This is a genomic window from Cryobacterium sp. TMT2-10 (assembly GCF_004403075.1).
Classification (GTDB): Bacteria; Actinomycetota; Actinomycetes; order Actinomycetales; family Microbacteriaceae; genus Cryobacterium; species Cryobacterium shii.
Map to the genome: position 1 here is coordinate 19,295 of NZ_SOGW01000110.1, position 21,196 is coordinate 40,490.

The 21,196-nt window shown below is 69.1% G+C and carries 14 protein-coding genes; 12 read left to right on the top strand and 2 right to left on the bottom strand.

Annotated elements, in window-relative coordinates:
- Positions 1-25: 25 nt before the first annotated feature.
- The 5 genes from E3T37_RS13925 to E3T37_RS13945 all read left to right on the top strand — a co-directional run bounded on the left by E3T37_RS13925 (position 26) and on the right by E3T37_RS13945 (position 5,681).
- On the top strand, positions 26-910 hold the full coding sequence (locus E3T37_RS13925; RefSeq protein ID WP_134367801.1) for an ABC transporter ATP-binding protein: 885 nt from the start codon (positions 26-28) through the stop codon (positions 908-910).
- Entirely contained in the window at positions 907-2,040 is a 1,134-nt protein-coding gene (locus tag E3T37_RS13930) for an ABC transporter permease (protein ID WP_241976202.1), read from the top strand. Before E3T37_RS13925 ends, E3T37_RS13930 begins: the two co-directional genes overlap by 4 nt.
- Before the next feature lie 118 nt (positions 2,041-2,158).
- Positions 2,159-3,244: a low specificity L-threonine aldolase gene (locus E3T37_RS13935; RefSeq protein ID WP_134367803.1), complete on the top strand. Its 1,086-nt coding sequence runs from the start codon at positions 2,159-2,161 to the stop codon at positions 3,242-3,244.
- On the top strand, positions 3,244-4,935 hold the full coding sequence (locus E3T37_RS13940; RefSeq protein ID WP_134367805.1) for a long-chain-fatty-acid--CoA ligase: 1,692 nt from the start codon (positions 3,244-3,246) through the stop codon (positions 4,933-4,935). Before E3T37_RS13935 ends, E3T37_RS13940 begins: the two co-directional genes overlap by 1 nt.
- Before the next feature lie 152 nt (positions 4,936-5,087).
- Positions 5,088-5,681 (top strand): nitroreductase family protein, encoded by a 594-nt coding sequence (locus E3T37_RS13945; protein ID WP_134367807.1) that lies wholly within the window; start codon positions 5,088-5,090, stop codon positions 5,679-5,681.
- A gap of 247 nt (positions 5,682-5,928) precedes the next feature.
- On the opposite strand, the gene E3T37_RS13950 is transcribed toward E3T37_RS13945, so the two are convergent.
- A complete protein-coding gene (locus E3T37_RS13950) occupies positions 5,929-6,975 on the bottom strand; it encodes a zinc-dependent alcohol dehydrogenase family protein (protein WP_134367809.1) in 1,047 nt (348 codons plus the stop codon).
- Positions 6,976-7,179: 204 nt separating this feature from the next.
- Positions 7,180-9,369, bottom strand: a complete 2,190-nt coding sequence (locus E3T37_RS13955) for an ATP-dependent Clp protease ATP-binding subunit (RefSeq protein WP_134367811.1) — start codon at positions 9,367-9,369, stop codon at positions 7,180-7,182.
- Between the two features lie 266 nt (positions 9,370-9,635).
- On the opposite strand from E3T37_RS13955, the gene E3T37_RS13960 reads away from it, so the two are divergent.
- The 7 genes from E3T37_RS13960 to E3T37_RS13990 all read left to right on the top strand — a co-directional run bounded on the left by E3T37_RS13960 (position 9,636) and on the right by E3T37_RS13990 (position 20,607).
- Positions 9,636-11,075 (top strand): gamma-aminobutyraldehyde dehydrogenase, encoded by a 1,440-nt coding sequence (locus E3T37_RS13960; RefSeq protein ID WP_134367813.1) that lies wholly within the window; start codon positions 9,636-9,638, stop codon positions 11,073-11,075.
- A 64-nt stretch (positions 11,076-11,139) separates the two neighbouring features.
- A complete protein-coding gene (locus E3T37_RS13965; protein WP_134367814.1) occupies positions 11,140-13,113 on the top strand; it encodes a primary-amine oxidase in 1,974 nt (657 codons plus the stop codon).
- Between the two features lie 10 nt (positions 13,114-13,123).
- Positions 13,124-14,011, top strand: coding sequence for a universal stress protein (locus tag E3T37_RS13970; RefSeq protein ID WP_166787200.1), 888 nt, complete (start codon positions 13,124-13,126; stop codon positions 14,009-14,011).
- A gap of 16 nt (positions 14,012-14,027) precedes the next feature.
- Positions 14,028-15,587 carry an APC family permease gene (locus tag E3T37_RS13975; RefSeq protein WP_134367818.1) on the top strand — a complete coding sequence of 520 codons (1,560 nt, stop codon included), beginning with the start codon at positions 14,028-14,030 and terminating at the stop codon, positions 15,585-15,587.
- A gap of 57 nt (positions 15,588-15,644) precedes the next feature.
- A complete protein-coding gene (locus E3T37_RS13980) occupies positions 15,645-19,010 on the top strand; it encodes an SNF2-related protein (protein ID WP_134367820.1) in 3,366 nt (1,121 codons plus the stop codon).
- Positions 19,011-19,168: 158 nt separating this feature from the next.
- Complete coding sequence (gene glpX / locus E3T37_RS13985) at positions 19,169-19,969, top strand: class II fructose-bisphosphatase (RefSeq protein WP_166805341.1); 801 nt, start codon at positions 19,169-19,171, stop codon at positions 19,967-19,969.
- A gap of 29 nt (positions 19,970-19,998) precedes the next feature.
- Positions 19,999-20,607, top strand: a complete 609-nt coding sequence (locus E3T37_RS13990; protein ID WP_134367824.1) for a histidine phosphatase family protein — start codon at positions 19,999-20,001, stop codon at positions 20,605-20,607.
- Positions 20,608-21,196 lie beyond the last annotated feature (589 nt).

A 21,196-nucleotide genomic window follows, 5' to 3' on the forward strand; every position in this document is an offset into this window, starting at 1 on the left:
GCGCACAGGCGACGGAGGGGCGGGCATGCTCGAGATCAGGGGTGTGAACAAGCGGTACGGCACCCGAATGGTGCTGACCGACCTGAGTTTCGGCGTCGGAGGCGGCCGGCTGACCGGCTTCGTCGGCGCCAACGGAGCCGGCAAGACCACCACCATGCGCATCATCGTGGGCGTGCTCTCCGCCGACTCCGGCACCGTCCTCCGGGACGGCGTCCCGCTCAGCGTCGACGACCGCCGCCGCTTCGGCTACATGCCCGAGGAGCGAGGCCTCTACCCGAAGATGAAGGTCGGTGAGCAACTCGTCTACCTGGCCCGCCTGCACGGGCTGAGCCCGGCATCCGCCCGCCGCAACACCGCCGAACTGCTCGAGCGCCTCGGCCTCGGCGAGCGCGCCGGCGACCTCGTGCAGTCCCTGTCGCTGGGCAACCAGCAGCGCGCCCAGATCGCGGCCGCCCTCGTGCACGACCCCGAGTTCCTGGTGCTCGACGAGCCGTTCTCCGGCCTCGACCCGATCGCGGTGGAGGCGGTCATGGAGGTGCTCGCAGGCTTCGCCGCGCAGGGCGCGCCGGTGCTGTTCTCCTCGCACCAGCTCGACATCGTCGAACGCCTCTGCGACGACCTCGTGATCATCGCCGACGGGGAGATCCGCGCGAACGGCTCCCGGGATGAGCTGCGCGAGCGTCACAGCAGCCTCCGCTTCGAGCTGCGCTGCGCCGGGGATGCCGGCTGGGTCCGGAACGTGCCCGGCATCACGGTGATCGACCTCGACGGCGGCCTCGCCGTGTTCGAAGCCGACACGGATGCCGCCAGCCAGGCCGTGCTGCGGCTGGCCGTCGAGCGCGGACCGGTGGTCTCCTTCAGCCGACAGCGACCCAGCCTCGCCGCGATCTTCAAGGAGGTCGCGCAGTGAGACCCGCCCGCACCACCGACGGGGTGCGCGCCCGCCCCCGGCATCCGGCGCCCGGCTTCGGCCGGAGCGTCTGGCTGGTCGCCACCCGCGAGATCGTCGCCCGGCTGCGCAGCAAGGCGTTCCTGATCTCGACCGGCATCCTGCTGCTCATCTCGATCGGCTCCGTCGTCGCCGGGGGCATCGCGAGCCAGAACCAGGCCCATCCGAAGGTGGCGGTGGTGGGGGCGGCCGGCCGGCTGGTGGAGCTAACCGAAGCCTTCACGGCCGTGAAGGCCGACGACGTCGCCGCGGCCGAGGCGCTGGTGCGCGCCGGAACGGTCTCCGCTGCCGTCGTCCCCGCCACCGGGGACACCTCACCGCTCGACGTCCGCGTCATCGCCCTCGACTCCGCCCCGCTGGTGCTGCTGGGCGCCCTGAGCGTGAGCCCGCCGGTGAGCCTGCTCGAGCCGTCCCCGCAGAGCGGCGGCCTGGCCTACCTGGTGGCCATCGGATTCGGGCTGGTCTTCTTCATGTCGGCGATCACGTTCGGCTCGACCATCGCGCAGAGCGTGGTGGAGGAGAAGCAGACCCGCGTGGTGGAGATCCTGATGACGACCATCCCGGTGCGGGCGCTGCTCGGCGGCAAGATCGTCGGCAATAGCGTGATGGCGTTCGGGCAGATCGTCATGATCGGGGCCCTGGTGGCGATCGGCATGGCCGCGACCGGCCAGAGCGGGCTGCTGGGCGCGATCGGTCCGTCGATCGCCCTGTTCGCGGTGTTCTTCGCGTTCGGCTTCGTGATGCTCGCCGCACTCTTCGCCGCCACCGCGTCGATGGTGTCCCGTCAGGAGGACGTCGGGTCGGCCACCTCCCCCGTGCTGGTGCTCGTGATGATCCCCTACTTCCTGGTCATCTTCTTCAACGACAACCCCACGGTGCTCGCGATCATGTCGTACATCCCGTTCTCGGCTCCGGTCGGCATGCCGATGCGCCTCTTCCTGGGCACGGCCGCGTGGTGGGAGCCGCTGGCCTCCCTGGCCATCCTGCTCGCCGCGACGCTAATGGTCATCCTGCTCGGCTCCCGCATCTACGCGAACTCCCTGCTCCGGATGGGCGCCCGGGTCACCTTCCGCCAGGCCCTCCGCGGCTAGCCCTAACCAATTCGACGGAAATTTTGCTCCCCCAAGCCGGTTTCGGCCCGAAATCGGCCGTTTGACGCAAAATCTCCGTCGAATTCGCACGACGCCCGCACAGAAGCGGAACAGCCCGATGCGCGAAGATGGAGGGGTGACTCAACTCCATGACCTTTCTTCGCGCGGGTTCGCCTCCGACAACTACTCCGGGGTCCATCCCGAGATTCTCGATGCGATCGTGTCCGCCAACGGTGCGCACCAGATCGCCTATGGCGAGGACGTCTACACCGCCCGGCTGCAGCAGGTGTTCGCCGAACACTTCGGCGAAGGTGTCGAGGCTTTCCCGGTCTTCAACGGCACCGGCGCGAACGTGATCGGCCTGCAGTCGATGCTGCCGCGCTGGGGCGCCGTGATCTGCGCGTCGACCGCCCACATCAACACGGATGAAGCGGGCGCCCCCGAAAAGGTGGCCGGCATCAAGCTCCTCACCGTCGACACCCCGGACGGCAAGCTCACCCCCGCGCTGATCGACCAGCAGGCCTGGGGCTGGGGCGACGAGCACCGGGCGCAGCCGCTGGTCGTGTCGATCACCCAGACCACCGAGCTCGGCACCGCCTACACCGTGGAGGAGGTGCGGGCCATCGCCGACCACGCGCACGCCAACGGGATGAAACTGCACATGGACGGCGCCCGCCTCTCCAACGCCGCAGCCTCGCTGGGACTGCCGTTCCGCGCCTTCACCCGCGACGCCGGCGTCGACGTGCTCAGCTTCGGCGGCACGAAGAACGGCATGATGTACGGCGAGTGCGTCGTGGTGCTGAACCCCGAGGCATCCGCCGGCCTGATCTACCTGCGAAAACTGAACATGCAGCTCGCCTCGAAGATGCGTTTCATCTCGGCCCAGCTGATCGCGCTGCTCGGCGGCGACCTCTGGCTGCGCAACGCCGGCCACGCCAACGCCATGGCCAAGCGGCTGCGCACCGCCCTCGAGGCCGGGATCGCCGACAGGTCCGTCACCGGAGTGACGTTCACCCAGGCCACCCAGGCCAACGCCATCTTCGCGGTGCTGCCGCCGGGGGTGGCCGACCGCCTGCGCGGTTCGTTCCGTTTCTACGACTGGGACCCGGCCACCAATGAGGTGCGCTGGATGTGCGGCTACGACACCGAGGAAGCCGACATCGACGCCTTCGTCGTGGCCCTGATCAGAGAGCTGGCCGTCTGATGAACGTTTTCGAGAACAAGCCCTGGCTCGGCTCCTACGCCGCGGGCGTACCGAGCACCATCACCGAGCCGACCGAGACGCTCTCCGACATGATCGAGATGTCCGCGCACCACTTCCGCGAGAACGTGGCCCTCGATTTCTTCGGCGCCACGACCACGTATGCGCAGCTCGGCGAGCAGATTTCGCGGGTGGCCAACGGGCTGCTCCGGCTCGGCGTCAAGCCCGGCGACCGGGTGGCGCTCGTGCTGCCGAACTGCCCGCAGCACGTCGTCGCGTTCTACGCCGCGCTGCGCCTGGGCGCGGTCGTCGTCGAGCACAACCCGCTCTACACCGAACGCGAGCTGCGGCACCAGTTCGAGGACCACGGCGCCACCCTGGCCATCGTCTGGGACAAGGTCTACCAGACCGTGTCCGACTTCCCCGCCGACATGGGCCTGCGCACCGTGGTCGCCGTCGACCTGACGGATGCGATGCCCCTCTCCAAGCGTTTCCTCCTGCGCCTGCCCGTGGCCAAGGCCCGCGAGTCCCGCGACGCGCTCACCGCCGGCCCGCTGCGCAAGGGCGCGCTGACCTGGCGTTCGCTGGTGGATTCACGGAAGCTCCGCCACAACCACCCGCGCCCGCAGATCACCGACACGGCCGTTCTGCAGTACACCAGCGGCACCACCGGCACCCCGAAGGGCGCCATTCTCAGCCACTTCAACCTGCGCGCGAACGCGCTGCAGGGCGAGGCGTGGGTGCCCGGGCTGCACCGGGGCGAAGAGGTCTTCTACGCCGTGCTGCCCATGTTCCACGCCTACGGCCTGACTCTGTGCCTCACCTACGCGATGGCCACCGGCGCCCGGCTGGTGCTGTTCCCCAAGTTCGACGAGAAGCTGCTGCTCGATGCGGCCCGCCGCACCCCGCCCACGTTCATGCCGGCGGTCCCGCCGATCTACGACCGGCTGATGCGCGCCGCGGAGAAGAAGAACGTGAGCCTGCGCAGCATCCGTTTCGCCATTTCGGGCGCGATGAGCCTGCCGGTGTCGATCGTGGAGCGCTGGGAGAAGGCGACCGGCGGACTGCTGGTCGAGGGCTACGGCGTGACCGAGGCCTCCCCGATCGCCGTCGGCAACCCGATGGGCCCGACAAGGCGTCCCGGCACGGTGGGCGTGCCGTTCCCGAGCACGGAGATCCGGGTGATCGACCCGGCGGACCCGACCGTCGACCGCGGCATCGAGGAGGAGGGCGAGCTGCTCATCCGCGGCCCGCAGGTCTTCTCCGGCTACTGGGACCAGCCGAGCGAAACGGCCAAGGTGCTGCTCGAGGGCGGCTGGCTGCGCACCGGCGACATCGTGCGCGTCTCGGCCGATGGGTTCATCACGGTCGTCGACCGCATCAAGGAGCTCATCATCACCGGAGGCTTCAACGTGTCGCCGTCGGAGGTGGAGGCGGCCCTTCTGTCGCACCCGGACGTCGCCGACGCCGCCGCCGTCGGGCTGCCCAGCGCGAACGGGGGCGAGGATGTCGTCGCCGTCGTCGTCCTGGCGGAGGGGACCAGCCTCGATGTCGAGGCCCTGCGCACCCATTGCCGCACCCGGCTCTCGGCCTACAAGGTGCCCCGCCGGATCGTGCAGGTCGACGAGCTCCCCCGCTCCCTGATCGGCAAGGTGCTCCGCCGCGAGGTGCGCAACGGACTCACCGAGCAGTAGCCCCGCCCGCACCGCGCCCCTCCTGGGAGAGGTTCGGCGAGCACGCGGTCCTGAGCGATGCCGCGGACGAGCCCGCGGAATAGATCCCGGCGCCCCGCGTTGAAGTGGATGGGTCAGCGTTGCCCCTCCACTCTCCACCGAAAGACGGCTCCATGACCCTCATCACCGACACCATCAGCCGCGCCGCCGACACGGCGTCGCCCATCCTGCCCGTCCTCTCGGCCCGCTGGAGCCCGCGCGGCTTCGACCCGGCCGCCCTGGTCGACGAAGACACCCTGACCACCGTGTTCGAGGCCGCCCGGTGGGCTCCGTCGGCCAGCAACATCCAGCCGGCCCGCTTCATCGTCGCCCGGCGCGGGTCCGACAGCTTCGCCAGGATCCACGCCACCCTGATGGGATTCAACAAGGCCTGGGCGGATGCCGCATCCGTGTTGATCGTGAACGTCGCCACCCTGCCGGTCGGCGAGGAGCGCGCCAACCCGTGGGCCCGCTACGACCTCGGCCAGGCGGTCGCGCACCTGACGATCCAGGCGCAGCACGAGGGCTTGCACACCCACCAGCTCGGCGGATTCGACGGGCCGGCGCTGGCCCTCTACTTCGGCCTGGCCGAGAACCAGGCCGTCGTGTCCGTGACCGCGCTGGGCATGCTCGGCGACGTCGGCCTGCTCTCCCCCGAGCTGCAGGAGCGCGAATCCGCCCCCCGCACCCGCAAACCCCTCGCCGAGCTGCTCCTCGTCAACGACTGACCCCTGCTGGCTGCTGGCTGCTGGCTGCTGGCTGCTGGCTGCTGGCTGCTGGCTGCTGGCTGCTGGCTGCTGGCTGCTGGCTGCTGGCTGCTGGCTGCTGGCTGCTCCAAAGTGCCCGTTCCGGTCGAGAGTGCCCGCTACGCCGGCAACTCTCGACCGGAACGGGCACTCTCGCCGCATCCGCTCGCGCGAAGGGCCCCCTCACGACTCGTGAGGGGGCCCTTCACCTGTGCCGAAGGCGCGCCGGCTACGGGCGCAGCAGCACCTTGATGGCGCGGCGCTCGTCCATGGCGGCGTAGGCCTCGGCCACCTCGGTCAGCGGCAGCTGCAGGTCGAACACGCGCCCCGGGTTGATGGCGCCCGAGAGCACCTCCGGCAGCAGTTCCTCAACGTATCCGCGCACGGATGCGACGCCGCCGTTCAGTCCCACATTGCGGCCGAACAGCGGCCGAACCTCGATCGGGCCGCCGGTGGGAACGCCCACGTAGCCGACCATTCCGCCGGGCCGAGCCGACGCGATGGCCTGCTCCATCGACTCCTTGGTGCCGACGCACTCGAGCACGCAATCCGCGCCGATGCCGTCGAAGAGCTCACGGATCCGGGCCACGCCGGCCTCGCCGCGCTCCTCGACCACGTCGGTCGCACCGAATTCGCGGGCCACGAGCCGCCGTTCGGGGTGGCGGGACATGGCGACGATCCGGGAGGCCCCGAGTCGCTTGGCCGCGATGATGGCGCAGAGGCCGACCGCACCGTCGCCGACGACGACAACGGTGCTGCCGGTCGTCACGCCGGCGGAGACCGCGGCGTGGTGCCCGGTGCCCATCACGTCGGCGAGGGTCAGCAGGCCGGGGACCTGGTCCTCGGTGGGCAGCGTCGGCGTCGCCACGAGGGAACCGTCGGCGTGCGGCACGCGCACCTTCTCGCCCTGGGCGCCGTCGGCGAAGCCGCCGAGCTGGTCGTCCGCGCCCCACCAGCCGCCGTGCAGGCAGGAGGTGCTGGTGCCGTTCTGGCAGTTGAGGCAGGTGTTGTCGCAGTCATAGAACGGCGCGATGACGAAGTCGCCGACCTTGATCTTCGTGACGTCGGCGCCGATTTCCTCGACGATGCCGACGAACTCGTGGCCGATTCGTTTCGGCTCGTCGGTGGGCTGGATGCCCCGGTAGGGCCACAGGTCTGAGCCGCAGACGCAGGCTGCGACGACACGCACGATGGCGTCACCGCCGGTGGAGAGAATCGGATCGGGTACTTCTTCGAGGCGGATGTCCCGTTCCCCGTAAATCACTGTTGCACGCATGGTTCGAGCCTAGGCCAGCCCCCTGAACCTCATCGGTTCCGGCCCCCCCCTCCGCCCGTATTCCCGCCGAATTCCGCTGCTCGCGCAACCGGTGCGCACCACGCCGATCGGCGGCCACGCTCACCAATTCGACGGAGATTTTGCGTTAAAAGCCCGTTCGCGCCGGGTTCGGGGCCGTTTTCGGCAAAATCTCCGTCGAATTGGTTACAGCAGCGCGTCGTCGTCGAGGTCGGCCGGGTCCACCACTAGCAGGGGCACGGATGCGACGACCAGCGAGTCCCCGTCCGACGCCAGGTCCACGCGAACCGTGTCCCCGTCGCGCACGGTGCCGGACAGAATCGCGGTCGCCAGGCGGTCGTCGATCTCGGTCTGCATCAGGCGCCGCAACGGGCGGGCCCCGTAGATCGGGTCGTAGCCGCGCTCGGCCAGCCAGGTGCGGGCATCCGGGGTCACCCCCAACTCGAGCCGGCGCTCGACCAGTCGCTTCTCCAGCCGGTCCACGAGCAGCCCGACGATCTGGCCGAGGTCCTCCATCGACAGCGACTCGAACACGACGATGTCGTCGAGACGGTTGACGAACTCGGGCTTGAACGTCTGGCGCACGAGCGCCTGCACGGCCGCCTCCTTCTCGTCCCGGCTGAGCACCGGGTCGATCAGGAACGCCGACCCGAGGTTCGAGGTCAGCACGAGGATCGTGTTGCGGAAGTCCACGGTGCGGCCCTGGCCATCCGTCAACCGGCCGTCGTCGAGCACCTGCAGCAAGACGTCGAAGACCTCCGGATGCGCCTTCTCCACCTCGTCGAACAGGATCACCGAATACGGGCGGCGGCGAACGGCCTCCGTCAGTTGCCCGCCCTGCTCGTAGCCGACGTAGCCGGGGGGCGCCCCGACCAGTCGGGACACGGAGAACTTCTCCCCGTACTCGCTCATGTCGATGCGCACCATGGCCTTCTCGTCGTCGAAGAGGAATTCGGCGAGCGCCTTGGCGAGCTCCGTCTTGCCCACGCCGGTCGGTCCGAGGAACAGGAACGAGCCGGTGGGCCGGTCCGGGTCGGAGATTCCGGCCCGGCTGCGGCGCACCGCATCGGCGACGGCCCGCACGGCCTGCTTCTGCCCGATCAGGCGGTGCCCCAGCTCACCCTCGAGGTTGAGCAGCTTCTCCGTCTCGCCCTGCAGCAGACGGCCGACCGGGATGCCGGTCCACATGGCCACCACCGCGGCGATGTCCTCCGCGGTGACCTGCTCGTTGACCATCCGGGGGCCCTCAGACTCCGACTTCTCCGCTGCGGCCAGCTCCTTCTCCATCACCGGGATGTCCCCGTACAGCAGCCTCGACGCCTTCTCCAGGTTGCCCTCGCGCTGGGCGCGATCCGCCGCGATCCGCGCGGTGTCGAGCCGCTCTTTGAGCTCGCCGACCCGGTTCAGCGACGCGCGCTCCTTGTCCCAGCGCGCCTGCAGCTCTTTCAGGTTCACCTCTCGTTCCGCGAGGTCCGTCCGCAGCTTCTCGAGCCGCGCCTTCGAGGCGTCGTCCTTCTCCTTCTTGAGGGCGAGTTCCTCGAGTTTCAACCTGTCCACGCTGCGCCGCAGCTCGTCGATCTCGACCGGGGCGGAGTCGATCTCCATCCGCAGCCGGCTGGCGGCCTCGTCGATGAGGTCGATGGCCTTGTCCGGCAGCTGGCGTGCGGTGATGTACCGGTTCGAGAGGGATGCCGCGGCCACCAGCGCCGCGTCCGCGATCGACACCTTGTGGTGGGCCTCGTAACGCTCCTTGAGCCCGCGCAGGATGGCAACGGTGTCCTCGACGCTGGGCTCGTCGACCAGCACCGGTTGGAAGCGGCGCTCGAGCGCCGCATCCTTCTCGATGAATTCGCGGTACTCGTTCAGCGTCGTGGCGCCGATCAGGCGCAGCTCGCCGCGGGCGAGCATGGGCTTGAGCATGTTGGAGGCGGCCACGGATCCCTCCCCGCCGCCGGCACCCATCAGGGTGTGCAGTTCGTCGACGAAGGTGATGATCTGGCCCTCGGCGTCGTTGATCTCCTTGAGCACCGCCTTGAGCCGTTCCTCGAACTCGCCGCGGTACTTCGCCCCTGCCACGAGGGCCGCCAGGTCGAGGGAGACCAGCTGCTTGCCCTTGAGCGAGTCGGCCACGTCGCCGGCGACGATGCGCTGGGCCAGCCCCTCCACCACCGCGGTCTTGCCGACACCGGGTTCCCCGATCAGCACCGGGTTGTTCTTGGTGCGACGGGTGAGCACCTGGCTGACCCGGCGAATCTCCGCGTCGCGCCCGATCACCGGGTCGAGCTTGCCGCTCTTGGCGATCTCGGTGAGATTGACGCCGTACTGCTCGAGCGCCGTCTTGGCTTCTTCCTGGGGCGGTTGCTGACCTGCTTGCATCAGAGGATCCTCTCTCGGGGCCGGCCGCTCACGCCGCCTCGCGGCGAAAGCTGAGCCTGTTGGACTCAAGATTAGGTGAGAATCCGACATCGCACTAGCGGCGCGAGGCCCGTCCTCCAGCTCATTCCGGCGGCACGTCCGTCGGCGTTCCGGCGGCACGCTCCAGGGCAGCAGGGCGGGCCTCGAAACGCCCCTGGTATCCGGTCTCGTCTGTCAGCTGCCATACTTACCGAAGAAATGATCTGTTTCTTCACTCAGCGCAGAGGATGAGACCCGTGGCAACCCCCACCCTCAAAAACTTCATCAATGGCCGGTTCGTCGAACCGAACGGCACCGCACTGCTCGACATCGTCGATCCCACGACCGGCCGGCTCGTCGCCCGGGCCCCCGTTTCCACTCCCGGCGATGTCGACGACGCCATGACGGCCGCGCAGACCGCATTCCGCAGCTGGCGCCGCACGACCCCGTCCGAGCGGCAGCGGGCGCTGCTGCGCCTGGCCGACGCGATCGACGCGAACAGCTACGCCATCGTTGAAGCCCAGCACCGCAACACCGGCCAGCCGCGCGCCACGATCGCGAGCGACGAGGTCGCGGCCGGAGCCGACCAGCTGCGTTTCTTCGCCGGCGCGGCCCGGCTGCTGGAGGGCAAGTCGGCGGGCGAGTACCTGCCGGGCATGACCTCCTGGGTGCGGCGCGAGCCGATCGGGGTCGTCGGCCAGGTCACGCCCTGGAACTTCCCGTTCCTGATGGCCGTCTGGAAGATCGGCCCGGCACTGGCTGCCGGCAACACCCTCGTGCTCAAGCCCAGCGACACCACCCCCGAATCCACCCTCGAACTCGCTCGGATCAGCCAGGGCATCCTGCCCGACGGCGTGATGAACATCGTCCTCGGCGACGGGGGCACGGGTGCGGCCATCGTCGAGCACCCGGTGCCCGGCCTCGTCTCCATCACCGGCAGCGTGCGGGCCGGCATGGCGGTTGCCAGCGGCGCCGCAAAGACCCTCAAGCGGGCCCACCTCGAGTTGGGCGGCAAGGCCCCGGCCATCGTCTTCGCCGACGTGGATGTCGCGAAGACCGCTGCCGAGATCGCCGACTTCTCCTTCTACAACGCCGGCCAGGACTGCACGGCCATCACCCGCGTGCTCGTGCACGAGTCCATTCACGACGAATTCGTCGAGGCCTTCGTCGCCGAGGCCCGCACCCGCAGCACCGGCTCAGCCGACGACGCGGACAACTACTTCGGCCCGCTGAACAACGTCAACCACTTCGGGGACGTCGTACGAAAGGTCGCGGCCCTCCCCGACCACGCCGTCATCGCCACCGGCGGCCACCAGATCGGCACCGACGGTTTCTTCTTCGAGCCGACGGTCGTCACCCACGTGCGGCAGAGCGATGCCATCGTGCAGGAGGAGACGTTCGGTCCGGTGATCACCGTGCAGTCCTTCGGGTCCGAGGAAGACGCGGTCACGCTCGCCAACGACGTGAACTACGCCCTCGCGTCGAGCGTCTGGACCCTCGACCACGGCACCGCCATGCGGGTCTCCCGGGACCTGGATTTCGGGGCGGTGTGGATCAATACGCACATCCTGCTGACCGCGGAGATGCCCCACGGCGGGTTTAAGTACTCCGGCTATGGCAAGGACCTGTCGATGTACGGTGTGGAGGACTACACGCGCATCAAACACGTCATGAGCTCCCTCGAATAGCAGGCCGCACCAGAAGACACCGTCCCAATCACGATCCCGCTCCGACAAGAACAGAGGACTCCCGTTGACCTTTCATCCGTTAGACCCGCTGGCCGCAGCCGAGTTCACCGCCGCCGCCGGCATTCTCGCCCGTGAGCGGGGAGTGGCGGAGGGCTGGCGCTTCGCCTCGATCGAACTGGTCGAACCGGCCAAGAGCGTCATCGCCGAGTTCGCCTCCTCCGGCGTCGCGCCCGAGCGCCTGGCCCGCCTCGTCGTGCTCAACCGCGCCGAGAACACCACCTGGGTGGCCGTCGTGTCGCTCACCACCGACACCCTGCTCGAGTGGGGCAACGTGCCCGGCGTGCAGGCGAACTTCACCGTGGACGAGTGGGACGAAGCGGATGCCGCCCTGCGCGCGCACCCCGACGTGATCACCGCCCTCGCCAAGCGCGGCATCGTCGATCTGGACAATGTCTTCATCGACACCTGGACCTACGGTGACGCCGTCATCCCTGACCAGTACCGCGGGCGTCGGCTGGGCTGGGCTGACATCTGGGTCAGGGCCTCCACCACCGGCAACCCGTACGCCGGGCCGGTGAGCGGCCTGCACTTCGTGATCGATGTGAACACCATGGAGTTGCTCGAGATCGAGGACTCCTTCACGATCCCGCGTCCCGAGGTGATGGGCGAGTACGTGCCGCACCTGATTCCGGAGCGCATCCGGGAGAAGAGCAAGCGACCGCCGATCAAACCGCTCGACATCGTGCAGTCTGACGGACCGAGCTTCTCCCTCGACGGCAACCTCGTCGAGTGGCAGAACTGGTCGCTGCGGGTCGGCTTCAACTACCGCGAGGGCATGACCCTGCACAATGTGGGCTATCGGGACGGCGACCGGCTGCGCCCGATCGCCAACCGGCTGTCGTTCGCCGAGATGGTCGTGCCCTACCGCGACCCCAGCATCGACCACTTCCGCCGCACCGCCTTCGACATCGGCGAATGGGGCCTGGGCTTCATGACCACCTCGCTCGAGCTGGGCTGCGACTGCCTCGGCGAGATCCGCTATCTCGACGCCGTGCTGCACAACAGCAAGGGCGAGCCGTACACGATCCCGAACGCGTTCTGCATCCACGAGGAAGACAACGCGGTCCTCTGGAAGCACGTCGACCACAACGGCAGCGCCGAGGTGAGACGGATGCGCCGCCTCGTCGTGTCCTTCCACGTCACGGTCGCGAACTACGAGTACCTCGTCTACTGGCGCTTCTACCAGGACGGCAACATGGAGTGCGAGGTTCGCGCCACCGGCATCATGGTGGTCACGCACCTCGAGGAGGGGCAGGGCCACCCCAACGGCACCCTCGTCGACAAGCGCACCTACGCGCCGTTCCACCAGCACTTCATCGTGGCCCGGATGGATCTCGACATCGACGGCCCCGAGAACACGGTGTTCCGCACCGAAACCCGGATCGAGCCCATCAACGAGGCCAACCCGCTCGGCCTCGCCCTCACCCAGCAGAACACGCCGGTGGAGACCGAAGGGTTCGACGACTACAACTGGGACACCCAGCGCGCCTGGAAGGTCGTGAACGAGAACTCGATGAACGGCCTGGGCACGCCGGTGTCGTACAAACTCGTCCCCGGCGCGGCCATCCCGTCGTTCTTCGACCCGGCGGCGCCCGCGTTCCAGCGCGCCCAGGTGATCGGGCACACGGTCTGGGTCACCCCGAACGACGAGTCAGAACGCTGGCCGTGCGGCGAGTTCGTGAACCAGAGCGCCGTGGACCACGGGCTGCCCGAATGGATCCAGGCCGAACGCCCCGTGCGTAACACCGACCTCGTGCTCTGGTACGTCTTCGGCATCCACCACATCACCCGGCCCGAAGAGTGGCCGATCATGCCGGCCGACACCGTCTCCTTCTGGCTCAAGCCGGTCGGATTCTTCGACCGCAACCCGTCGCTCGACGTGGAACCGAGTCCCAGCGCGCACTGCGCTCCCGCGGCGGGCGACCACGCCGGGCACGCCGGGCACGCCGGGCACTCCGACCACGCCCATGAACACTGAGGAGACCAGCGTGACCCGAGTAGCCAACTACGTCGTCGCCTACGAAGCGACCGAACGGGGGAATGACACCGTCGAGCTGGGTGTCGCCCTCGCGCGCCTGACCAGGTCAGAGCTCCGCCTGTGCCTGGTGCTCCCGCACCACGCCTCCACCGTGCCGGCGCGGGTCGGCGCCGCCTCGTCGCCCGATTACCAGGCGCTCCTCGAGGAGCAGGCCCTCGAGTGGCTCGAGCAGGGTCGGGCCCGGGTCCCAGCGGACGTGGTCGCCACCACTCACCTGCTCTATGCCGACTCGACCACGGAAGGCCTGCTCCAGGCGGCCGCCACCTTCGACTCCGACCGCATCGTCGTCGGGGCTTCGCGCCGCGGCCTGATGAACCGGTTCACGATCGGAAGCGTGGCGAACGCGCTGCTGCACTCATCCCCGGTGCCCGTCGCCCTCGCGCCGCGCGGCTACACAGCCCCCGAGCAGCTCACCCGGATCACCTGCGCGATCGGCACCCGGCCGGGCTGGACCCCGCTGCTCGACTCCCTGCTGGCCTTCTCGGAAGGCCTCACGGTCGACCTGCGTTTCGTCACCCTCGTCGAGGTCGACGCCGGCCGCGGCCACCCCGTCGATCACGCCGGGAGCCAGGCCCACCTCGCCAGCGTGCTCGAGTACTTCTCGACCCGCTCGCGCGCCCATGGCGAGATCACCACCGAGGTCGCGTCCGGCCACAGCGTCGAAGCCGCGATCGAGGCCCTCGACTGGCAGAAGACCGAGATCGCCTTCGTCGGCTCCAGCCGGCTGGCTCAACCCACCACGATCTTCCTCGGCATCACCGCACATCGGATGCTGCACGCACTCCCCGTTCCCCTCATCGTGGTTCCCACCGGCACTGACGCCCGTAAGCCGCACTGACCGAAAGGACAGTCACATGACTACCCACTCCCCCTCCTCCGGCCCAACGCCGGGGGCATCCGACTCCGGCACCGGCGGGATCTCCTCGAAGGGCCTCAGCGCCGGCTCGATCGGTCTGCTCGGGGCCACGGTCATCGGCATCTCGTGCATCGCGCCGGCCTACACCCTCACGGCCTCCCTCGGCCCGACCGTCGCGGCCGTCGGCACCCAGATGCCGGGCATCTTCCTGGTCGGCTTCATCCCGATGCTGCTCGTGGCGCTCGGCTACCGTGAACTCAACAACGCCATGCCGGATGCCGGCACCTCCTTCACCTGGGCCACCCGCGCCTTCGGGCCATGGCTGGGCTGGATGGGCGGCTGGGGACTCATCGTGGCGACCGTGGTCGTCCTATCGAACCTCGCCGGCGTCGCCGTCGACTTCTTCTATCTCATGCTGGCCCAGCTCTTCGGCAACCCCGACCTCGCCGACCTCACCGGCAACGTGCTGATCAACGTGCTCACCTGTCTGGTGTTCATGGTGGCGGCCTGTTACATCTCCTACCGCGGCATGGAGACCACCAAGGCGGTGCAGTACGTGCTCGTGGCCTTCCAGCTGATCGTGCTGGTCTGGTTCAGCGTCGCCGCCCTGGTGCAGGTCGCCGAAGGCAGCGCCTTCGATGCCCTCGCCTTCAGCGCGGACTGGTTCAACCCGTTCCTCGCCCCCTCGTTCACTGCGTTCGCCGCGGGCGTCTCGCTCTCGATCTTCATCTTCTGGGGCTGGGACGTCACCCTCACCATGAACGAGGAGACCAGGAACCCCAAGACCACCCCCGGGCGCGCGGCCACGCTCACCGTGGGCATCATCTTCGCGCTGTACATCCTGATCGCGGTCGCGACCCTGATGTTCTCCGGCGTCGGAACCGGCGCACTGGGTCTCGGCAACGAGGAGATCCAGGGCAATGTGTTCGCCGCCCTCGCCGGGCCGGTGATGGGCCCCTTCGCCATCCTGATGTCGCTGGCGGTGCTGTCGAGTTCAGCCGCGTCCCTGCAGTCCACCTTCGTCGGGCCGGCGCGCACAATGCTGTCGATGGGGCACTACCAGGCCTTCCCCAAGCGGTTCGCGTCGATCAGCCCCCGCTACAAGTCGCCGGGTTTCGCCACCCTGATGGCCGGCATCGTGGCCTGGGGTTTCTACGCCGTGATGCGGGTGCTCAGCACCGACGTGCTCACCGACACGATCCTCACCCTGGGCATGATGATCTGCTTCTACTACGGGGTCACCGCGTTTGCGTGTGTCTGGTACTTCCGTTCCGAGGCCCTCGGCACCATCCGCGCGTTCCTGCTCAAGTTCCTGGCGCCGCTGCTCGGCGGCGTCATCCTGCTCGTCATTTTCGCGACCACGCTGTACGACAGCATGAACCCTGAGTACGGCAGCGGCTCGAACATCGGTGGGGTCGGACTCGTGTTCATCCTCGCAATGGTGCTCTTCATCGGCGGGATCGTGCTCATGCTGATTCAGCGCAGCGTCAACCCGGCCTTCTTCCAGGGCAAGACGCTCACGCAGGGGTCCTCCAAGGAGCACCTGCACATGCAGTAACCGTGATCATGCGCATGGGAGAATGAGGACCGACCACCGGATGGAATCGTCTCCCCTATGCCTTACACCCTGACCTCTCACGAGATCGCACTGCTCGTGGGCAGCCAGGCCTTCTCGCGGGGCGAACGCTATGCCCGCACTGGACATGTCGCCTCCTCGGCCTGGTCCAGTACCGGCACGCAGCTCTTCGGAGAGGTCGAGGGCTCGAGCCCCAGTCCGTACAGCGTGAGCGTGTCGTTCACAGTGGGCGCCTCCGGGGCCGTGCTGAAGGCATCCGGGGTCTGCACCTGCCCGGTGACACGCAACTGCAAGCATGTCGCGGCCCTGCTCGTCGACAGCGGAATCGCCATCGCCGAAGCGGCCCGGGACCTGACCGGACCCGGGAGCCCCCGGTCCGAGCCGCCCACCGGGCCACCCACCGGTCCCGCCGTCCACTCGTCTCCGCCATTGTTTCCGTCGTCGTCCCGTTCGGCGCCCCGTTCGTCGACGCCGACGTGGCGGAGCGCCCTGGCGCCCCTGACCCGGCCGGATGTCCAGCCCGCCGGCACGAGTCTGGGCCTGGCCCTGCAGTTCCAGCTGCTCGCGCCGGAACGCACGTCATTCGCCGACTCGACCCCCGTTCGGCGCCTGGTCGCCCGCCCGATGATCATGGGCAAGAAGGGCAAGTGGATCCGCGGCAGCATCACCTGGGACAACATGACCTACGACCGCGGGGCACTCGATCAGGCGCAGTTGCGCGTGCTCTCGGCCCTGTACGCGCTGCATTCCGCGGGCCGCCCGTACTACGCGGCCGCCAGCCAGTGGATCCGGGTCGACGCCTTCCCCGACCGGTCGTTCTGGGACCTGCTCGAGGAGGCGCGCGCCGCCCGGCTGGCCCTGATCTCCGCCACGGCCGGTCAGGAGCCTGTGCTCGTGTCCGCCGAGGCGGCCGGCCTGCAACTGGACATCCGGCGGTCGCCGGCCGGGCTCACCCTGGCCCCGGCGGTGGTCCTCGGCGACCGCCCGCTGCCGCGCCGCGGGTTCGGCTTCATCGGCGAACCCGCCCACGGCGTCTACAGCTGGGAAGACGTGGCCGGCGTGGCCGAACCGCGGCTCACACTGGCGCCGCTGACCGGCCCGATCGACCGCGAACTCCGCGGCCTCGCCATGGCCGACTCGATCGCCATCCCCCCGGCCGACGAGCCCGCCTTCCTGGCCGAGTTCTACCCGTTCCTCCGCAACCGGGTGTCCCTGACCAGCCGGGACGACTCCTTCCAGCCGCCGGAGTCCCCGCAGCCGGTCCTGGCCCTGACCCTCACCCACCAGCCGGATGCCCGGATCACCCTGCACTGGGACTGGCGCTATCCCGGCTACCGGCAGGCCCTTCGGCCCACGCCGAACGACACCCGCTACCGCGACACCGCCGGCGAGGAACGCATCCTTCGCGGCATCCGGGACCCCCTGGTCGAGTTCCCCGGCCTGGTCGGGGAACAGGCCGGCCGGCCCCTCCTGATCGAGCAGGCCACCCTCGCCGGACCTCCGATGATCGAGTTCCTCGACACCGTGATACCCGTCCTGGAGTCGTCGCCGGACGTGGAGGTGAGCGTCTCCGCGGATGCCCCACAGTACCGCCCGGCCGACGCTCCGCCGGTGATCAGCGTCGGCACCTCCGCCCGCGCCGACGACCGCGACTGGTTCGACCTGCAGGTGAGCGTCAGCATCGATGGCGAGGAAATCCCGTTCGACGGCCTGTTCCGGGCGCTGGCCACCGGGCAGCAGCTGATGATCCTCGAGAGCGGCACCTACTTCAGCCTCGACCGGCCCGAACTGCACGCGCTGCGCCGCCTGATCGAGGAGGCCCGAAGCCTGCAGGATGCCGGCGCCGGCGCCGGCGCCGGACCCCTGGGAATCAGCCCGTTCCAGGCCGACCTCTGGGAGGAACTGCAGGCCCTAGGGATCGTGGCCGGACAGGCGGCGGCGTGGCGGGAGACGGTGTCCGGCCTGACCGATGTCGCCCGGATCCCGCCACTGGCCGTGCCGGAGCAGGTTCAGGCCACCCTCCGCGCCTACCAGCAGTCCGGGTTCGAGTGGCTGGGTTTCCTCTACGACCACCAGCTCGGCGGAATCCTGGCCGACGACATGGGGCTCGGCAAGACCCTGCAGACGATCGCCCTGATGGAACGGGTGCGGGAGCAGCCGGGGCCCTCGGCGCCGTTCCTGGTCGTGGCACCCACCAGCGTCGTCTCCAACTGGGCCGCCGAGTGCGCCCGGTTCGCGCCCGGCCTCCGCGTCGAGGCGATCACGGAGACCGCCGGGAAGCGCAGCCGCACCCTGGCCTCCCTGCACGCCGGCGCCGATGTCGTCGTCACCTCGTACACGCTGTTCCGCCTGGATTTCGGCGACTACGACGCCCTGGCCTGGTCGGGGCTCCTCCTCGACGAGGCCCAGTTCGTGAAGAACCACAAGTCCAGGGCCCACCAGTGCGCCCGCCGCCTGACGACCCCGTTCAAGCTCGCGATCACCGGCACCCCGCTGGAGAACAACCTGATGGAGTTCTGGTCGCTGCTCTCGATCACCGCGCCGGGGCTCTTCCCGAGCCCCGGGAGGTTCGTCGACTACTACCAGAAACCGATCGAGAAGGATGCCGACGGTGAGAAGCTCGACCAGCTGCGCCGCCGCATCCGCCCGTTCATGCTGCGCCGCACCAAGGAGCAGGTGGCCGGTGACCTGCCGGCCAAGCAGGAGCAGGTTTTGGAGGTGACCCTGCACCCGAAGCACCGGGTCGTGTACGACACCCACCTGCAGCGGGAACGGCAGAAGGTGCTCGGGCTGATCGACGACCTGAACTCGAACCGGTTCGAGATCTTCCGCTCGCTCACCATGCTGCGCCAGCTCAGCCTGGACGCGAGTCTCTACGACGAGAAGTATGCCGACACCCCGTCGACCAAGCTCGACGTGCTCCTCGAACTGCTGGGCGACATCGTGGCCGGCGGGCACCGCACCCTCATCTTCAGCCAGTTCACCCAGTACCTGGGCAAGGCGCGCACCCGACTGGATGCCGCCGGGATCAGCTACTCCTACCTGGACGGCAAGACCCGCAACCGGGCGAAGGTCATCAGCGACTTCAAGACCGGCGACGACTCGGTCTTCCTGATCAGCCTCAAGGCCGGCGGTTTCGGGCTGAACCTCACCGAGGCCGACTACGCCATCCTGCTCGACCCGTGGTGGAACCCGGCCACGGAGGCCCAGGCGGTCGACCGCATGCACCGCATCGGGCAGACGAAGAACGTCTTCGTCTACCGGCTGGTGTCCAGCGACACGATCGAGGAGAAGGTGATGGCCCTCAAGGCCACGAAGGCCCGCCTGTTCGAGAGCGTGATGACGAATGGGGCGGCCCGCGGCACGGCGCTCACCGCCGCCGACATCCGCGAGCTCCTCGCCTGATCCCCTCACGGCCCCGCGCCGGTAGGCTTTTGAGCAACAGTCACCTGGCTGCAGCCCGATCAACGAGGTGCCCCATTCCTCAGCACACCCCTTCCAGCCCCCGCACCGACCCCACCGTCATCGGCGCCGCCGGGTGGCCGTCCGAGCTGGTCGAGGCTGTGCGCGCCTCGGTCGAGGCGGCCGCGCACGCGGCCCGGCCGTGGGTGGGCCGCGGCGACAAGAACGCCGCGGACCAGGCCGCCGTTTCGGCCATGCGCGCCGTCCTGATGACCGCGCCGTTCACCGGAACCGTCGTCATCGGCGAGGGCGAGAAGGACCAGGCGCCCATGCTCGCCAATGGGGAGCGCCTCGGCTCGGGCCTCGGACCGGAGTGCGACATCGCGGTCGACCCGCTTGACGGCACCACCCTCGCCGCCCTCGGATTGCCGGGAGCGGTCTGCGTGATCGCCCTCGCCCCGCGGGGAACGATGTTCGACCCGGCCGGGGTCTTCTACATGGACAAACTCATCTCCGCCGCCGTCGGGCGCGGCGTGCTCGACCTGAGTGCCCCCGCGACGCAGAACCTGCGTGCCCTGGCGGCCGCTCGCGGCGTACCGGAGTCCGCACTCACCGTCGCCGTGCTCGACAAGCCCCGCCACGTCGAACTCATCCGGGAGCTCGAGTTCGCCGGCGCCCGGGTGATCCGCGCCCGGGAAGGCGACGTCTCCCCGGCCATCGTCGCCGCCACCCCGGGCGGTGAGATCGACCTGGTCATGGGCATCGGCGGCACGCCGGAGGGCGTGATCGCGGCGTGCGCCGTGCGCGCCCTGGGAGGGGTCATGCTGGGACGGCTGGCCCCGCAGAGCGACGCCGAGGAACGCGGAGCACGCGCCACCGGCCTGGATCTCACCCGGATCTTCACCGCCACCGATCTCGTTTCCAGTGCGCGAGTGCTCTTCGCGTCGGCCCCGGTCACCTGAACGGCCTGCCGCCGAGGGACAATGGAGCGGTGAGTTCCACAACTACCTTCGCCCTTATCCGCCATGGCCAGACCGACTGGAATGCCGCGCTCCGCATCCAGGGTCTTTCGGACATCCCGCTCAACGACACCGGACGGGGCCAGGCAGCGGATGCCGTCGGCCACCTGGCCGACTATGAGTGGGACTTCGTCGTCTCCTCGCCCCTCAGCCGCGCGGCCGAGACGGCCGATCTGATCGCCGACGGTCTCGGCCTCACCGTCACCCGTCGCATCGGGCAGATCGTCGAGCGCGACTATGGCCCCGCGGAGGGCCTCGGCGCCGGCCCGGAGCTGGACGCGCTCCGTCTCCCGGGCGACCCCACCGGCATCGGCGGATTCCATGGCGCCGAGGCGGAAGCGACGGTCGCCGCGCGCGGCGCGGATGCCCTGCTAGCGCTGGCCGAGGAGCACCCCGGTGCCCGCATCATCGTCGTCAGCCACGGCACGCTGATCCGGCTGAGCCTCATGCGCATCCTCGACCGCCCGATCGGCACCATCTCCAACGCGGCCCTCACGGTCGTGGCCCACGACCAGGCCGGCTGGACTCTCGACGTGCTCAACGGCGCCCCCTCCTCCACCGCCCTGGCCCCGGCCCCGTAGCCGCCCGCCCGCCCGCCAGGGCACGGCACCGCCAGCCACCCGGATCCCCAGGCACCCAGCCCTCTAACTTCCCAGACCTCTGGGCCCCGCCTCGTGCCTCGTGCCTCGTGCCTCGTGCCTCGTGCCTCGTGCCTCGTGCCTCGACTGTGCCTATTCCGGTCGAGAGTGGCCGGTGCCACGGGGTCAGTATTCACCAGTCGTTGACAACTCTCGACCGGAATGGGCACTCTCGCCCGATGGTTCGCATGCCAGTAGCCCTCTGCGTGCACCTGGCAGACGGTTGTGGAGGCGAAGGCGGAGGCGGAGGCGCGACTCACTATCAGGCTCCCCCACGAGGACATTCTGGTCCCGGTGGTCGTGGTCTTGCGCGCCGAGGCCGGCCGAGCACCGTCCCTCCCCCGTTGTCGTTGTCGTGGCGCAGGTTGTGCGCGCGGGCGCAGGTTCCACCGTGCGCCGGCGCACCGAACCTGCGCCGCGACGGCGCCCCCGCCCGGTGTCAATGGCCAATCCGAACTGCCCACTGGCGGCCAGTAGGAATGCCCGCTGGTGGCCATGAAAACTGCCCACTCATGGCCAACAGATCTGCCCA

What these genes read in the sequence shown, in the direction of transcription:
- E3T37_RS13950 (WP_134367809.1), bottom strand. Translation starts at nt 6,975, where the DNA reads ATGCGTGCAACAGTGATTTACGGGGAACGGGACATCCGCCTCGAAGAA.
- E3T37_RS13945 (WP_134367807.1), top strand. Translation starts at nt 5,088, where the DNA reads ATGACCCTCATCACCGACACCATCAGCCGCGCCGCCGACACGGCGTCG.
- E3T37_RS13925 (WP_134367801.1), top strand. Translation starts at nt 26, where the DNA reads ATGCTCGAGATCAGGGGTGTGAACAAGCGGTACGGCACCCGAATGGTG.
- E3T37_RS13955 (WP_134367811.1), bottom strand. Translation starts at nt 9,369, where the DNA reads ATGCAAGCAGGTCAGCAACCGCCCCAGGAAGAAGCCAAGACGGCGCTC.
- E3T37_RS13975 (WP_134367818.1), top strand. Translation starts at nt 14,028, where the DNA reads ATGACTACCCACTCCCCCTCCTCCGGCCCAACGCCGGGGGCATCCGAC.
- E3T37_RS13960 (WP_134367813.1), top strand. Translation starts at nt 9,636, where the DNA reads ATGAGACCCGTGGCAACCCCCACCCTCAAAAACTTCATCAATGGCCGG.
- E3T37_RS13935 (WP_134367803.1), top strand. Translation starts at nt 2,159, where the DNA reads ATGCGCGAAGATGGAGGGGTGACTCAACTCCATGACCTTTCTTCGCGC.
- E3T37_RS13940 (WP_134367805.1), top strand. Translation starts at nt 3,244, where the DNA reads ATGAACGTTTTCGAGAACAAGCCCTGGCTCGGCTCCTACGCCGCGGGC.
- E3T37_RS13980 (WP_134367820.1), top strand. Translation starts at nt 15,645, where the DNA reads ATGCCTTACACCCTGACCTCTCACGAGATCGCACTGCTCGTGGGCAGC.